The following is a 14600-nucleotide window of genomic DNA, read 5'->3' on the forward strand; positions in this document are numbered from 1 at the left end:
TGTTTGATATGTCAATTCCAAAGGCCTTTTATGCTTATCCATCGCACAGGGCTGATTTGTTACAAAATATTCGCGAAGCAATTAAGGATATCAATAAAGCTGGATCTATAAGAATTACGTCTTGGGAGGATTTTGGTATATCTGGTAAGCCTATAATACAGAATATATTAAAAGCAATTGAGCAATGTGACATATTTATGTGTGATCTTACATACTTAAATTCTAATGTATTATATGAATTAGGTTATGCTATTGCGAAAGAAAAGAAAATATGGATATCTCTCAATACTTCTCATGGGAACTCTGTTAAAAATTATAAAATGTTAAGAGCGATCACTACTATTGGTTTTAGTGGCTATCAGAATTCTGAAGAGCTTGTTAATAATTTTTATAATGATAATACAAATCAACCACCTACTAAAATTAATCTTAGAATAGAGCAGGCGGAAATTGAAAGCAATTTAATTTACATGAAATGTGAAGTTAATACAAATGAATCGAGTAGAATAGATGCTTTAATAAACAAGTCAAGATTACCTAAAAAAATGGATGATCCATATGAAGGAAGAGAACCATTAAGCTGGTATTTAAATTTATTACCGAATTCATTGGGAACTATCATACATTTTTATAATAAAGATACCGAAGAAGATAAACCCTTAATTACCGCAAGAAAATCTCTAATAGCAGGTTTATCTATTGGATTAGGAAAAAAAACCTTATTGTTAGCTCATGATCCATTTAAGTCCCCTTTAGATTATGAAGACATTTTACAGATTCATAGAAATACAGAAGAGTGCGAATCACTTTTTAATGATTGGTTTGAACCAATTGCTAATGAGTTTAACGAAAAAAACTCAAAATTCAGTGAATTCAAACAGGATAAAAAGGCTTTAGGTAAATTATCTAGTCTATTATTAGGTGATCATGTTGCTGAAAATGAGAATCATGACTTAGTTGAATATTTTCTGGAAACTGCAGAGTACAAAGAGGCTTTAAATGCACAACAGGTATTATTTGTTGGACGTAAAGGCACAGGGAAAACTGCTAATTTAATTAAGATTCGAAATACGATGATAGAAGATAAGAGGAATTTTGTGGTTTCAATTCAGCCCCAGGGTCATGAATTTGAAGGGGTATTAAAAATAATTAACAACTTAAAAAAAGGGTCAGAACAGGGCCATTTAATTGAAAGTGTTTGGAAATTTTTGATATATACAGAAATAGGGAGGCAACTGTTTGATTATTTAGATAATTTACCTCTGCATTATCAAAAAACGGAGGCAGAAGATAATTTTATAGACTTTGTTAAAATAAATGAGAGAGTTATTAATGCTGATTTCACTTTAAGATTAGAAAATATAGTAAATAATTTAAACTCTCTATCATCTGAAGAAAGCATGGAAGAAAGTAGATTAAGGGTTAGTGAGTATTTACATGAAACCATGATCAAAGAGTTAAGAAATTATCTGGGATTAGTTTTGGAAGGCAAAGAGAAAGTAACTTTATTAATAGATAATCTAGATAAAGGTTGGAACGATAGTACTGAGTTGGAAAATATGAGTCAACTATTATCAGGTTTATTAAATGTTGTTCATAAAATTACAGATGAGTTTCATAAAAACTCATATAAACATTTAAAGGTTAATTTGTCTTTAATTGTTTTCTTGAGGAGTGATATTTTTTCTAGACTCATGAGTTTTGTAGATGAAAGAGATAAGGTACCTTATAAAAATCTGTCATGGAATGATCCTTTAATGCTATTTAGGATTATTGAGAATAGAGTGGACTATAGCAGCAATGGTGTTACCAGCCCTGAAGCGCTTTGGAAAGAGTATTTTTGTGAAAATATAAATGGTATACCACTGAAGGAATTTGTGTCAAATTTAATAATTCCTCGTCCAAGAGATATAATCTTCTTCTTTAAATCAGCTTTGCATGAGGCAGTCAACAAAGGACATTCTATAGTAGAAGAGGAAGATTTCCTTGATGCCGAATATGCTTATTCTGAATATGCCTTGTCATCATTATTTCCTGAAAACGGTAAAAGAGTGGACGATCTTGAATCAATATTTTATGAATTTGTAGGCGAACAACCAATACTTACTGAAGAAAGACTTAGAGAGTGTTTGTTAAATTGTACTTCCCAAAATACAGATGAAGTTATCAATATCCTTTGTGAATTAACGTTTCTTGGACAAGAAACACAAAAAGATATATTTGAATATTATGCTGGGAAAAGGCCGGCTAAAATAATTGATAAACTATCTGACAAACTTGCTCAAAGAAATAAAAAGTCTAAAAGGTATTGTATAAATCCAGCATTTTATGCTTATCTGGGTATAGAATCTGTTGAAATGATTGATCAATTAACTTAATTAAATAAAATAGTAATTCTGAACACAGTTTGTTTTAATTTTGACATAAAATGATAAATTGCAATAATTTCCGATTCATGTTACAATAAGAATAATTATTTTTGTTCGGCGTAAAGGATAGCATGAAGAAAGACTTTTCGTCTTGAGGATACTTTGGGCAAGGATAGTATAATACATTGTGTGGTAACGCACTAGGAGGCAACAAACATGGAACAAGGTACAGTAAAATGGTTTAACGCAGAAAAAGGTTTTGGATTTATCGAACGTGAAGAAGGCGACGATGTATTCGTACATTTCTCAGCTATCCAAGGTGACGGATTTAAATCTTTAGACGAAGGTCAAAAAGTAACTTTTGACGTAGAGCAAGGTTCTCGTGGAGCTCAAGCTGCTAACGTTCAAAAAACTGCTTAATCTTCATTTTTAAAACAGGTTCTCTGTAGAGAGCCTGTTTTTTTGTGCTTTCATTTATTTCTGCAATAAAAAACCCTACTCAACGTACAAGTAGGGAGATGTTACAAGGTAATCGTAAAAAAATTCATGCTTCAAAGGTTTATCAACAGTATAGCATATTGGATTTACAATATGCGGAATTTGCCTAAATAAATTCTTTTTTCTTTACTGGTCGAAGATAGAGGGATTTGTTCGTAGAGAAAATGTATTCAAAAAATGGGGAAGCAGGTAGACAATATTAGCAGAAACTCTTGATTTGTTTTTCAGTGATTCCTTTGATGACTTCTAGCTCACTAAGCAAATAACCATGAGCATCGTCAAGCATTTTCTTTTCGCTTGCATTCAGTTTTTTTTCTTTCTTCATCCGCATGAGATCACGTACCACTTCAGCGCCTTCTAGTATGTGGCCCGTTTTTATTTTGTCTGTGTTGATTTTATATCTCTCTTTCCATGGCAATAACTTATCTGATGTTCCATTTTGGAAAGTGTGTATGATGTTCTTTAAGGCAAGTATATCTGTAACAGGCCTTATCTTTGACCTTGACATCTTCCTTGTAGGAATCATCACTTTCATATGGCTAACGGCCATCTTAATGACATAATACGATTGTTTTTCATCAGAGAATTCTTTTTCTTCTATGGCTTCAATTATACCTGCTCCGTGCATTGGATAAACAATGTTATCACCAATTTGAAACATATCATCCGCCTCCATATCATGTATCTACTTTAAGGGTACCATACTTAGAGGTGAAATAATCAAATTTTTAATAATAACATGTTTATTTATTTTTTGTCAATAAATTTTGTTCTGAAAAAGAGAGATTTTTTCATGTGAATTTCGGATGGTTTTTGATCATATCCTCAAGAATCCTTGCTACAAGAAAAACAGAATATCCACCATTAAAAAAAGACCAGACATTGAGCTGGTCTTTCCAAATAGAATCCGATCATAATGTTGAAATATCAATCACAAACCGATAACGCACATCACTTTTGAGCACACGTTCATATGCTTCATCGACTTGGTTTGCGTTGATCACTTCAATTTGTGGTGCGATCTTGTGAGCAGCTGCGAAATCGAGCATTTCTTGTGTTTCTTGGATGCCGCCAACGAGTGAGCCGGCGATGCTGCGACGTCCCGTAATTAATGAAAACACATGGAAGTTGTCTGGCTTTGGTGGTGCACCGACGTTTACTAATGTTCCGTCAACACGAAGTAAGGACAAATAGGCATCCACGTTGATATTGGCAGAGACGGTATTGAGAATGAGATCATATTGACCGGCTAGTGTCTTAAACGTATCAGGGTCACTTGTAGCAAAATAGTCTTTTGCACCAAATGACAGTGCCTCTTCTTTTTTATTCATAGAGCGGCTTAATACAGTCACTTCTGCGCCAAGTGCGCGTGCAAATTGAATGGCGACATGACCTAGACCGCCCATTCCGACAATCGCCACTTTTTTGCCAGGCCCAGCCTTCCAGTGTTTTAACGGAGAATACGTTGTGATGCCGGCACAAAGAAGGGGGCTGGCGACATCGAGGGAAAGCTGGTCAGGAATATTGACAACAAATCGTTCTGTCACAACAATTTTCTGACTGTAGCCGCCGTAAGTTGGTTCTCCATCATAATCCAGGTTATTATAAGTTTGAACGACTCCTTTCTTGCAATATTGTTCATCTCCATTTTGGCAATATTCACATGTACCGCAAGAATCGACAAAACAACCGACGCCTACACGATCACCAATGTTGAATTTCGTGACAGCATCCCCAACAGCTGAAACAACTCCAGTAATCTCATGACCCGGAACCATTGGGAAAATACCGCCGCCCCATTCATCAAAGGCACTGTGGATATCTGAATGACAGATCCCGCTAAACTGAATATCAATTAAAATATCATGTGGACGAAGTGCTCTTCGTTCAATGGTTGTCCGTTCAAAGTTTGCTTTTGCATGGGAAACACTTAAAACGTTTGATTGGTGCGTCTGACACATTCTGGATCATCCTTTCAAAAGTAAGATTCGGTCCTTCCTCTATACTGTACGTCTTAAAGTGAACTTTAAGTCAACATAGAACCCTCTGATCGCCTCAATTCAGGCTTTAGCATCAACCTTGAATCAAGATTTGAGCCAAAAGTATCTTGTCTTCTCGATAAAAATAGAGATGATGGGAAAAGGGAGATCGTCAAGTAAGAGAAAGAAGAGAAGGGTGAAAACAATGAAAATTGCACAAGCCGCCAAGCAGCTCGATTTATCAACTGCTACGCTCAGGTATTATGAGAATATAGGTTTAATTAGACCGATCAGGCGTGATGAAAATGGTGTTCGTGATTATACAGAAGAAGATATTCAGTGGATAGAATTTATTAAATGTATGAGAAATGCGGGTCTGTCAATTGATGCTCTTAGAGAATATACGGCTTTATTTATCGAGGGAGAGGATCGTACATTGTCCTCAAGGAAGAGGATTTTGGTCAATGAGAGAGAAAGACTCGTAGACAAACAAAAGGAAATCGAAGAAACGATTAAACGGTTAGATTACAAGATCGAAAGTTATGAAGATATTATCCACAGTTATGAACAAAATCTAGTTCATCAATTAAAAACGAACTCTATTTAAATGAAGAAAAACCTGTGACTTGTCACAGGTTTTGTGATGTGGTTATCTTTTTGTGTAACGCACCCAATTGTAATGAGCGTAAAGTGGAGTAACACCGTTGTAGGAGCCGAGCCATTCATCGACACCTGCACCATTCCATAAGTTCATCATAATCTTTCCAGGTGTTTGAGGGATTTGAGTAGTAGCCGTATGTTTTAATTGACCGTCCACATACCATTTAATCGAGTTAGGCTGCCAGTCGAACGCATATGTGTGATAAGAGTTTGCTGCATCAAAACCAAGGTTGACGATTTTTTCATGATTTCCGACACCATTGGTATAATAGTTAAATTGTACCTTCGTGGTATCTTTTCCGAGAAACTCAATGTCAATCTCATCCCAAGGTGTACCATCCGTCGGTCCAGTATAAGTAAAGAACGAAGATACGATCCCAATATTTTTGGCTGGTTTCATGCTGACTTCATAAAGTCCATAGCCATATGTTTGAACGGAGCGGTTTTCTCCACAGTCAAACTTATTATACGAAGGACTAGTGAGCGATAATCGCATTTCCCCTAACGACGTCATGGAGACATTGTTTGCGCGCCACGTACAGTTAAACATATTTCCGTTCGAGTACCCATCGGCTTTTTGCCATAACCCCGTATTATAGTTGTTGAACGGTTCATAAAACGACCCGCCCGTTTGTGCCGAGGCACTTGCAGCAAATGTGGACAAACTTAAGAATAATCCAGTGACAAGCAGCATCAACATTCGTTTTACACGGTAAGACATGTAGGCATTCCCCTCTCTTTTTTGAAAGCGTTTTCTTTTTGATCATACATGATTCTCTCAAAATGGAAAATCGGTCTAAATAATGATAAACAGTGTGTTTTTTTAATAGAATGAAAAGAAAATTGATAGGTAAAAAATAATGATTGACAAAGCGGACAGTTGTCCGTAAGATAATACCGGTACAATTGTCCTAATGAAAATGAAAGAAATTTGATTTACACATAGAGATATATGCAAGGTGGATGAAGGTAAAGAAGGTGAAGCATCATGGAAAAGGGTATTGGAAAGGAAATTGAAGAGGTCGCTTTTTCTTTGTTTCAAGAGTTTGGTGTAGAGAATGTCAGTATGCATAAAATTGCTAAAACAGCTGGTGTTGGTCAAGGAACCCTTTACCGCCGCTATGCAAATAAAAGTGATTTGTGTCTCTCTATTCTTGGTGAGAGATTTGAACAGCTGATCCCTGCTTTGCATCTTTACTTAAATAAAATCAGTGATCAGCCGGTTCAAGATCGTTTGCAATATGTTCTCGAGGAGATCCATCTCATCGTTGGTCATCACTTAGACTGGATCCGGATGCTGACGATCTCTGGAAATTTAGAGCAGACAAGTAAGGTGTATGATTCTCATTACAGTCAATCACTCAAACAAATCATTCGTAATTTGCTCGAGGAAGCGAAAGAAAAAGGAGAAGCGAACATACAAGACATTGAGTTGACGACATTATGTATGTCCTCTCCAATGACGCCTGAACTCATGTTTTATATTCATGAATCCGGCTACTCAATCGAAAAAATTGCACAATTCGCTGCAGAAAGACAGGTTTTGTCTGTCTTTTCCTAGACATTGAAGTGGCTCTTTTCTGTCCAGCCTAACTACTTATGGTTCATCAAAATTGAAAAAGAAAAGGAGCCAACTTAATATGAACAAACAGCAAACAGCAGCTTCCGACATTCGAACGCTGCCCATTATTATTTCATTTATCACAGCTGGATTTATTGGACTGTTCAGTGAAACGGCATTAAACATGGCGCTGAGAAGTTTAACATTAGACTTTGGTATTGAAGCAACGACTGCTCAGTGGCTGACAACCGGCTATTTATTAACACTAGGGATTCTTGTTCCAATTTCAGGCCTCATTCTTCAATGGTTTACAACAAGACAGCTTTTCATCACCTCACTGGTCTTTTCGATCATCGGTACATTTATTGCGGCCATTGCACCAGTCTTCAGTATTTTAATGGTGGCACGTGTGGTGCAGGCAGTAGGAACAGCCTTGCTCCTTCCATTGATGTTTAATACGATTTTGGTCATCATTCCGCCTCATAAAAGAGGTAGATCAATGGGGATTATCGGTCTTGTCATTATGTTTGCCCCAGCAGTTGGTCCAACGGTCTCTGGTCTTATTCTTAAATCGTTAACATGGCATTGGATTTTTTGGATTTCGCTTCCGTTATTGGTTGCTGCACTCGTATTTGGGTATATTTTTATGCAAAATATTACGGAACCCACAAGACCGAAAATCGACATTTTATCGATTGTGCTATCAACCATCGGTTTCGGTGGAATTGTGTATGGCTTTAGCAGTGCTGGTGAAGGCGGCGGCTGGAGCAGTATGCATGTGATTGTGGCGATTGTTGTAGGTGTCATTGGCATTCTTGTGTTCTCCCTAAGACAGTTAAATATGAAAGAACCGATGTTGAATTTAAGCCCATTTAAATATCCAATGTTTGTGATCGGGTTACTTCTGATCTTAGTGTGTATGATGGTGATGCTGTCTGCTATGATGATTTTGCCATTATATCTGCAAACGTCCTTGGCACTGTCTACATTTACAGCTGGTTTAATGCTATTGCCAGGTGGAATTATCAATGGACTGCTATCGCCAATCATGGGTGGGCTTTTTGATAAATTTGGGCCGAAATGGCTTGTCATCCCAGGTCTTGTCATCGTTGCAGCGACCATGTTTGGCTTCACGAACTTAAGTATGAATACGTCAATCGGTTATATCGTGACGCTTCATATTACGTTAATGGTTGGGATTGCGATGATCATGATGCCTGCCCAAACAAACGGTTTGAATCAGCTGCCGCCAGAGCTATATCCGCACGGTACAGCGATTATGAATACATTGCAGCAAGTGTCAGGAGCGATTGGGACTGCGGTTGGTATCTCGATCCTTTCATCAGGAGCTCGCAGTTTTATGCAAAATGTGGCTGATCCCGCAAATCCAGTCAATCAGCTGCTCGCCTTTACAAATGGCGTCCAGCATGCCTTTATCTTTGCTGTCATTATGACAGTGATTGGCTTGGTGATTGCTTTCTTTATTAAACGAGTGAAAGTAGAGCAACAAGTATCATAATATATGAAAAGCACTGAGGACTTAGCGCCGCAGTGCTTTTTTTATTCATAGGGGTGAATGCTTGTTTCAAATGCGATGAAAATGGGGAGATAGATAAAAAGCAACGACTCTCTGACGACATTGAAGGAAAAGGCGAAATTCGTAACGAATGGATAGAGATAAAAGAATAAGATAGGAGCTGAGATCATGAACTTAGACGAACAAATCAAAATGGCTGAGTCATTACGTCAACCACCTGAAGATTCATTAGCTGGTCAATCAGAACTAAAGCCAGTCCACCCTCCTGAAGTGAACAAAATGGAATATGATATCCCAACGGGTGCTGGTGAAACAAAGGTGTGGGTATTTAAACCAGTGAAAACATTGAAACAACCCCTACCTGTTTTCGTGAATTTGCATGGGGGCGGTTTTATCCTTGGAAGTGCTGAAATGGATAATCACTGGTGTCCGGTCATAGCAGATCGTGCGGAGTGTATCGTCGTCAATGTGGAGTATCAGCTGGCACCGGAACACCCTTTCCCAGCCGCTCTTCATGAATGCTACGATGTGATGAAATGGTTATATGAACATCCTGATGAACTACAAATAGACCCAAATCGATTAGCCATTGGCGGACATAGTGCAGGTGGGAATTTGGCAACAGCGGTTTGTCTGCTTGATATCCAAAAAGGGAACAAACTTCCGATTGTCTATCAAGTGCTTGATTATCCGCCGCTTGATTTAGCTACTGATCCAGCACAAAAGCCAGCGTTTGAAGAAGCAATTCCAGTTGAAATGGCGAGACTGTTTAATGCCTTCTACCTGCAAGGTCAAGATCCGCACAATCCGCTCGTTTCTCCAGTCTTTGCGGAGAGAGAAGTGTTAGCACAAATGCCCCCAGCTCTTGTTATCACAGCTGAGAAGGATTCACTAGCTGAAGAAGCTGAGCATTATGCGGACAAGTTAAAAGAAGCAGGGGTAGATGTCACATACAAACAATTTAAAGGAGTCCCTCATGCGTTCACTCATGCCGGAGATTTAGAGATAGCTGAAGAGGCTTGGCATCTGATGAGCGATCAGCTTAAGAAGGCGTTTGAATAAGAAATATTCGGATATCAGTAAAAAGCACAGACCTTTATTTCTGTGCTTTTTTTGTGTTCTTGCTGACGTCTTGAAAAGAAGTATAGATACAACAATCGCAGCTGTCGATATAATAGAAAGATAGAAGACATCTAAAAAGGAGCTAATAGAATGAAAAAAGAGACACTACAGGCATTTTGTCTTTCTTTACAAGGAGCAACCCACGACTATCAACCTGAGTGGCAGGCAGATCGTTATCATATAGGTGGAAAGATGTTCGCCATGATGGGGGGAGATGTCGATCGTAAGCCAGTCATCACTTTAAAATGTGATCCGCAACGCGCTGAAGAATTAAGAGAAATGCATGAAGGAATTATTCCCGGCTATTACATGAATAAGACGCATTGGAATTCTATTTATCTTGATGCAGATATTCCATCTTCATTTGTCGAAGAGCTAATTGAACATTCCTATCAACTGGTTTTTCACAAATTAACAAAAAAAGCTCAGCAGGCTATCCTCCAACATAATTCAAAAGAAACCGAATAAATGCTGAACGTTCAGTTGTTCATGTCTCTTTGAATCTCTTCAAAATTGACTAGAGTCACATGCTCTCGCTATACTTTAAACAGCTAGAAGATACGAATAGGGGGATATACAATGGGCTATACAGTCATTACAGGGGCAAGTTCAGGTATTGGATATGAAACGGCTTTGGCCTTTGCAGCAAGAGGAAAAAATCTGATCTTAGCTGCACGCCGGCTTGATAAACTCCAAGAACTGAAAGAAAAGATTCTAGAAACATATCCCGATATTCAAGTGAAAGTCCAATCTGTTGATTTAACAGACAGAGAGCAAGTGTATTCTTTCTATGAGTCATTAGCTGGTGATGAGCTGGATACGTTCATTAATAATGCCGGGTTTGGCCATTTTGGTTCAATAGGAGAGCAGGATGTGAAAAAAATCGAGGACATGCTTCATCTCAATATTGAAGCGTTAACAATTTTATCCACTCTGTATGTCCGTGATTATGAGCAAAAAGAGGGGGCGCAGCTAATCAATATCTCTTCAAGAGCGGGTTATACCGTCGTCGCCAATGCTGTCACTTATTCAGCCACGAAATTTTATGTGAGCGCCTTTACAGAAGGGCTGGCCCTAGAATTGAAAGAAAAAGGAGCCAAATTACAGGCAAAAGTATTAGCGCCTGCTGCGACAGAATCGGAATTTGCAAAGCGTTCATTAGATGTCGATCAATTCGAATATGAAGGCACTATCAAGAAATATCACACATCAAAAGAAATGGCAGCGTGCTTGCTTGAGCTTTACGACAGTTCAAAAACAGTTGGTATCGTTGATGGAAAGACATTTGATTTTGAATTGAAGGACCCCATTTTTTCACACGCTGGCACAAGCATGAAATAAAAAGTTCCAATCACTGAGATAGATTCTCTTAGTGATCAGTAGGTCACCGAGCCGAAAGAGGTCTTGGATAATGTGGAGCACTATCAACACATACTAGAATAGATAAAAACACCTACACATTAGGTGTTTTTTTTATGCATTCTTTGATGAATGAAAGAATCGCAGGTCCAGTAGATGAGACTGCTGACAATTATGATCGGAAGGGATGTTGAGCTCTCAATTCCATCCATAACAAAAAGCATGACAATCATTGCTATCAGTAAGTAAGCCGCTAAATAAAGAGGATGAAAAGCCTTGGGCTGTAAGGAAAACAACAACTGTAAAGGTACCGCAAAGATGAAATAATAAACAAAAAAGATGGGAGTGTAAAGCATCATAAACGCAGGCTCGCCCTGAATCGGTGGATATAAACATACGAACAAGCTGAGTAAAATGGAACTGAAGAATAGTGTGAGTAGGATTTTGTAAAATGGTTGAACGGAACGCACTGTATGTACTCCTTTTTTGTAAGATTTCCTATATTTTATCATAAATGGGTTGAGAACAATTTCTGAAGTCAATTTAGGTATTAAGATATAAATAAATTTTGATAATAGTGTCCTTTTTCCTTTATTTGGTTCTGTGACTTTCACCTCATGCTGATGAATGAAGGAATGGTATAAAGTAAACCCTATAGACAGATAATTATTCATCACATTTAAGAAAAGAGATGATCTTATGAACGTAACAAAATGGTTTGGTGCTGCCCTTCTTACTGTTTCACTATTGGTGACCGCAGCTTGTGCGAACGATAGCACTCAAGAGAATAATCAAAGTAATCAAGAAAGCACTACCAGTGAAACAAAAGAAAAAAACACGGCTGTTGAGACAGGGAACAAGTCTTTATCCAATATTAAGGTGCTGGCAACAGGCGGAACGATTGCCGGTAGTTCAGACAGTAATACGGATACGACTGGATATAAATCTGGTGCACTTGGAATCGATAAAGTCATTGCTTCCGTACCACAGCTGAAGGATATTGCAAATGTCACGGGTGAGCAAGTAGCGAACGTCGGCAGTGAAAATGTGGATAACGCTCTTCTTTTAAAATTAGCGAAACGAGTCAATCAGCTTTTAAATGATGATCAAGTGGATGGCATTGTGGTGACACATGGTACAGATACGTTAGAAGAAACGGCCTATTTTTTACATTTGGTTGTAAAAAGTGATAAGCCAGTGGTGGTCGTGGGTTCCATGAGGCCAGCATCTGCCATTAGTGCGGATGGCCCGCTTAACTTGTATCATGCAGTGAAAATTGCTTCGACAAAAGAAGCCAAAGGCAAAGGTGTAATGGTGACATTAAATGACCGAATTGCCTCCGCTCGCTTTATTACGAAGACAAATACCACCACAACCGATTCGTTCAAGTCTCTTGAGCAAGGGTACATTGGAGAAGTGGCGGGTGAAGTTGTCTCTTTTTATAACGAACCGACAAGAAAACATACAGCTGACAGTGAATTCGATATTTCAAAGCTAAAAGAGCTGCCGCAAGTGGATATCTTATACGGCTATCAAAATGATCAAAAGTATGTGTATGATGCTGCCGTTAAAGCAGGAGCGAAGGGTATTGTCGTTGCCGCCGCAGGAAATGGAACGATGTCAACAGAAGCGATCAATGGGGCAACAGATGCTGTGAAAAAAAACGTGGTGATTGTGAGGTCAAGCCGTGCAGGAAATGGCATTGTCACACATGAAAAAATGGATGATGAACATCATTTTGTCTCATCGGATTCATTAAATCCACAAAAAGCACGCATTTTACTCATGCTGGCTCTGACGAAAACAAAAGATCCAGATAAAATTCAATCCTATTACGAGCAGTATTAAAAAGAAAAAGACCCGACGTATCATTGGGTCTTTTTTTATATGTGTACCTGATGTTCAGCCCGTTTTTTTAAAGAGAGTAAAATGTCTCTCCAAACATCATCTATATCAGTCAGAAAATGTCCTGCTTGCTCGATATAGTGCGTTTTGGCGTTTGGAATGTTCGGAGCAATGCTTTCTATCTCTGCAAAAGGGGCCATCTGATCCTCTTTTCCATGCCAGACATCCACAGGGATTTTTATATCTTTCATATCGAATGCCCATGACCGTGAGAGTAAATCTGGTTCATGAATACATTCATCAACCGATTGACGAGTAGCTTCGTATAAATGCCGCATCATCAGCTCCAGTTGCTCATCGGTTTGAAGAAATTGCCGATCCGATGGATGTAAATGTTTGTTCCCTTTTTTCGTTAGTTTCTTGAATTTCTCTGGTTTCTTTTCAATTAGTTTTTTCTGAGCGCGATAACTTGCCTTTAAGAGCCAAGGCATTCTTTTACTTAGGAAAAAGGCAATCTTGTTCTCTTTTAGCATACTTTTAGGCGGTTTACCATCCTGAAATGGGGTGGTACTTGAGACGAGAGCAGCCGAAAGAATGCGATCTGGCAATTGATAGGCACAACCAGCAGCGAATGCCCCGCCTCCAGAGACACCAATCACTGAAAAATGGGAGATATCAAGATGATCGGCCACTTCCTGTACGTCTTTTGCCCAGTCTAAAATAGTGCGGTTCGGTTGCGGATCAGATAAACCAAAACCAGGTCTGTCTAAAGAAATGAGACGAATGCCAAGCTCTTTTGAGATTGGATCATCATCTAAAAACATCACTCTCGATCCAGGTGTCCCATGAAAAAAGAATACTGGGAATCCTTCAAGATCACCGTATTGAGACAAACCAATATGACGTCCATCTTGCAAATGAATCCTGTCCATTTGATCATCCCTTTCATCGTTTATCTAACTTACATATTCATGCATGAAACGCCGAGTTAAGGCGTTTCTTTCGCAATTTGATAGATTTTTTCGTAAAGCGATAATAATGTTTTTAGATCTTCTTTTGAAAGCTTGGCATAGTATTTTTGAATAAGATGCAGCTGAATTTTTTCAATATCTTTATGATAGTCATGGCCCTTTTGAGCAAAATCAACAATGATTTCTCTACGGTTATGTGGATTGATCTCTCTTTTCACATATCCAAGCTGTTCAAGCTTTGATATGAGCTGGCTAGCGGCACTAGATGAAATGGAGAAATAATCAGCTAGTTCATTGATTGTTCTCGTCTTCGACCGCAGCAATTCAAGTGTCAGTTCTTGTTTGCTTGTTAAATCTGCATACTCATTTTTTAAGAATCGTTGATACTCTTCTACATAGATAGAACCTAGTGCATTTGAGTACTCAATGATTTTTTTGCTGTAATGAATGATATCCTCATCCAATGACATCACCTCTTTTCTCCTATATTATATGCGATCTTAATATTTAAGTGAAGTTAAATTTTAAGAAAAATTAAATAAAAGGAGGATAGACTACTGAGAAAATGACCTCTACCTCCACTTTTTTCATCAACAATGGACAAAGAATACTTCCTGTTTGGTGATGGCAAAAATGATCGTTTTGTTTGTTTTCACTTAGATTCACTCCTTAAGAAGTCGATGACTTTTTCATTGTATT

At 38.2% G+C, this 14600-nt stretch carries 14 protein-coding genes; 9 read left to right on the forward strand and 5 right to left on the reverse strand.

Annotated features, from left to right (window positions below; genetic code table 11):
- The first annotated feature begins 8 nt into the window (after positions 1–8).
- Entirely contained in the window at positions 9–2378 is a 2370-nt protein-coding gene (locus FXF70_RS19315; RefSeq protein WP_076822740.1) for a P-loop ATPase, Sll1717 family, read from the forward strand.
- A 207-nt stretch (positions 2379–2585) separates the two neighbouring features.
- A complete protein-coding gene (locus FXF70_RS17645; RefSeq protein WP_003214229.1) occupies positions 2586–2789 on the forward strand; it encodes a cold-shock protein in 204 nt (67 codons plus the stop codon).
- Positions 2790–3066: 277 nt separating this feature from the next.
- Here the strand turns inward: FXF70_RS17645 and FXF70_RS17650 are convergent, their stop codons facing one another.
- Both FXF70_RS17650 and FXF70_RS17655 read right to left on the reverse strand, forming a co-directional pair.
- The gene (locus tag FXF70_RS17650; RefSeq protein ID WP_050826994.1) at positions 3067–3528 is read right to left on the reverse strand and encodes a CarD family transcriptional regulator; all 462 of its coding nucleotides are present in this window, start codon (positions 3526–3528) and stop codon (positions 3067–3069) included.
- Between the two features lie 250 nt (positions 3529–3778).
- Positions 3779–4828, reverse strand: coding sequence for an NAD(P)-dependent alcohol dehydrogenase (locus FXF70_RS17655; protein WP_148780851.1), 1050 nt, complete (start codon positions 4826–4828; stop codon positions 3779–3781).
- 223 nt (positions 4829–5051) lie between these two features.
- On the opposite strand from FXF70_RS17655, the gene FXF70_RS17660 reads away from it, so the two are divergent.
- On the forward strand, positions 5052–5453 hold the full coding sequence (locus FXF70_RS17660; protein ID WP_057078415.1) for a MerR family transcriptional regulator: 402 nt from the start codon (positions 5052–5054) through the stop codon (positions 5451–5453).
- A gap of 42 nt (positions 5454–5495) precedes the next feature.
- On the opposite strand, the gene bglS is transcribed toward FXF70_RS17660, so the two are convergent.
- Positions 5496–6227, reverse strand: a complete 732-nt coding sequence (gene bglS / locus FXF70_RS17665) for a beta-glucanase (RefSeq protein ID WP_148780852.1) — start codon at positions 6225–6227, stop codon at positions 5496–5498.
- A 267-nt stretch (positions 6228–6494) separates the two neighbouring features.
- On the opposite strand from bglS, the gene FXF70_RS17670 reads away from it, so the two are divergent.
- From FXF70_RS17670 to FXF70_RS17700, 6 genes are all read left to right on the forward strand, one after another.
- Positions 6495–7067, forward strand: a complete 573-nt coding sequence (locus FXF70_RS17670) for a TetR/AcrR family transcriptional regulator (protein WP_148780853.1) — start codon at positions 6495–6497, stop codon at positions 7065–7067.
- Between the two features lie 79 nt (positions 7068–7146).
- Positions 7147–8586, forward strand: a complete 1440-nt coding sequence (locus tag FXF70_RS17675; protein WP_148780854.1) for a DHA2 family efflux MFS transporter permease subunit — start codon at positions 7147–7149, stop codon at positions 8584–8586.
- 186 nt (positions 8587–8772) lie between these two features.
- Positions 8773–9666, forward strand: coding sequence for an alpha/beta hydrolase (locus FXF70_RS17680; protein WP_148780855.1), 894 nt, complete (start codon positions 8773–8775; stop codon positions 9664–9666).
- Positions 9667–9816: 150 nt separating this feature from the next.
- Positions 9817–10194, forward strand: a complete 378-nt coding sequence (locus tag FXF70_RS17685) for an MmcQ/YjbR family DNA-binding protein (protein WP_148780856.1) — start codon at positions 9817–9819, stop codon at positions 10192–10194.
- A gap of 111 nt (positions 10195–10305) precedes the next feature.
- A complete protein-coding gene (locus FXF70_RS17690; protein ID WP_146271951.1) occupies positions 10306–11067 on the forward strand; it encodes an SDR family NAD(P)-dependent oxidoreductase in 762 nt (253 codons plus the stop codon).
- A 717-nt stretch (positions 11068–11784) separates the two neighbouring features.
- Positions 11785–12933, forward strand: coding sequence for a type II asparaginase (locus FXF70_RS17700; protein ID WP_148780857.1), 1149 nt, complete (start codon positions 11785–11787; stop codon positions 12931–12933).
- A gap of 35 nt (positions 12934–12968) precedes the next feature.
- Here the strand turns inward: FXF70_RS17700 and FXF70_RS17705 are convergent, their stop codons facing one another.
- Together FXF70_RS17705 and FXF70_RS17710 are read right to left on the reverse strand one after the other, a co-directional pair.
- Positions 12969–13862: an alpha/beta fold hydrolase gene (locus tag FXF70_RS17705; RefSeq protein WP_019743357.1), complete on the reverse strand. Its 894-nt coding sequence runs from the start codon at positions 13860–13862 to the stop codon at positions 12969–12971.
- 56 nt (positions 13863–13918) lie between these two features.
- The gene (locus tag FXF70_RS17710; RefSeq protein WP_019743356.1) at positions 13919–14371 is read right to left on the reverse strand and encodes a MarR family winged helix-turn-helix transcriptional regulator; all 453 of its coding nucleotides are present in this window, start codon (positions 14369–14371) and stop codon (positions 13919–13921) included.
- Positions 14372–14600: the final 229 nt, after the last annotated feature.

This window comes from Bacillus sp. Y3 (assembly GCF_008123875.1).
GTDB classification, from domain to species: domain Bacteria; phylum Bacillota; class Bacilli; order Bacillales; family Bacillaceae; genus Bacillus; species Bacillus altitudinis.

Excerpts from the sequence above, each read along its gene's own strand:
- FXF70_RS19315 (WP_076822740.1), top strand. The coding sequence starts at position 9 with ATGTCAATTCCAAAGGCCTTTTATGCTTATCCATCGCACAGGGCTGAT.
- FXF70_RS17645 (WP_003214229.1), top strand. The coding sequence starts at position 2,586 with ATGGAACAAGGTACAGTAAAATGGTTTAACGCAGAAAAAGGTTTTGGA.
- FXF70_RS17650 (WP_050826994.1), bottom strand. The coding sequence starts at position 3,528 with ATGTTTCAAATTGGTGATAACATTGTTTATCCAATGCACGGAGCAGGT.
- FXF70_RS17655 (WP_148780851.1), bottom strand. The coding sequence starts at position 4,828 with ATGTGTCAGACGCACCAATCAAACGTTTTAAGTGTTTCCCATGCAAAA.
- FXF70_RS17660 (WP_057078415.1), top strand. The coding sequence starts at position 5,052 with ATGAAAATTGCACAAGCCGCCAAGCAGCTCGATTTATCAACTGCTACG.
- bglS (WP_148780852.1), bottom strand. The coding sequence starts at position 6,227 with ATGTCTTACCGTGTAAAACGAATGTTGATGCTGCTTGTCACTGGATTA.
- FXF70_RS17670 (WP_148780853.1), top strand. The coding sequence starts at position 6,495 with ATGGAAAAGGGTATTGGAAAGGAAATTGAAGAGGTCGCTTTTTCTTTG.
- FXF70_RS17675 (WP_148780854.1), top strand. The coding sequence starts at position 7,147 with ATGAACAAACAGCAAACAGCAGCTTCCGACATTCGAACGCTGCCCATT.
- FXF70_RS17680 (WP_148780855.1), top strand. The coding sequence starts at position 8,773 with ATGAACTTAGACGAACAAATCAAAATGGCTGAGTCATTACGTCAACCA.
- FXF70_RS17685 (WP_148780856.1), top strand. The coding sequence starts at position 9,817 with ATGAAAAAAGAGACACTACAGGCATTTTGTCTTTCTTTACAAGGAGCA.
- FXF70_RS17690 (WP_146271951.1), top strand. The coding sequence starts at position 10,306 with ATGGGCTATACAGTCATTACAGGGGCAAGTTCAGGTATTGGATATGAA.
- FXF70_RS17700 (WP_148780857.1), top strand. The coding sequence starts at position 11,785 with ATGAACGTAACAAAATGGTTTGGTGCTGCCCTTCTTACTGTTTCACTA.
- FXF70_RS17705 (WP_019743357.1), bottom strand. The coding sequence starts at position 13,862 with ATGGACAGGATTCATTTGCAAGATGGACGTCATATTGGTTTGTCTCAA.
- FXF70_RS17710 (WP_019743356.1), bottom strand. The coding sequence starts at position 14,371 with ATGTCATTGGATGAGGATATCATTCATTACAGCAAAAAAATCATTGAG.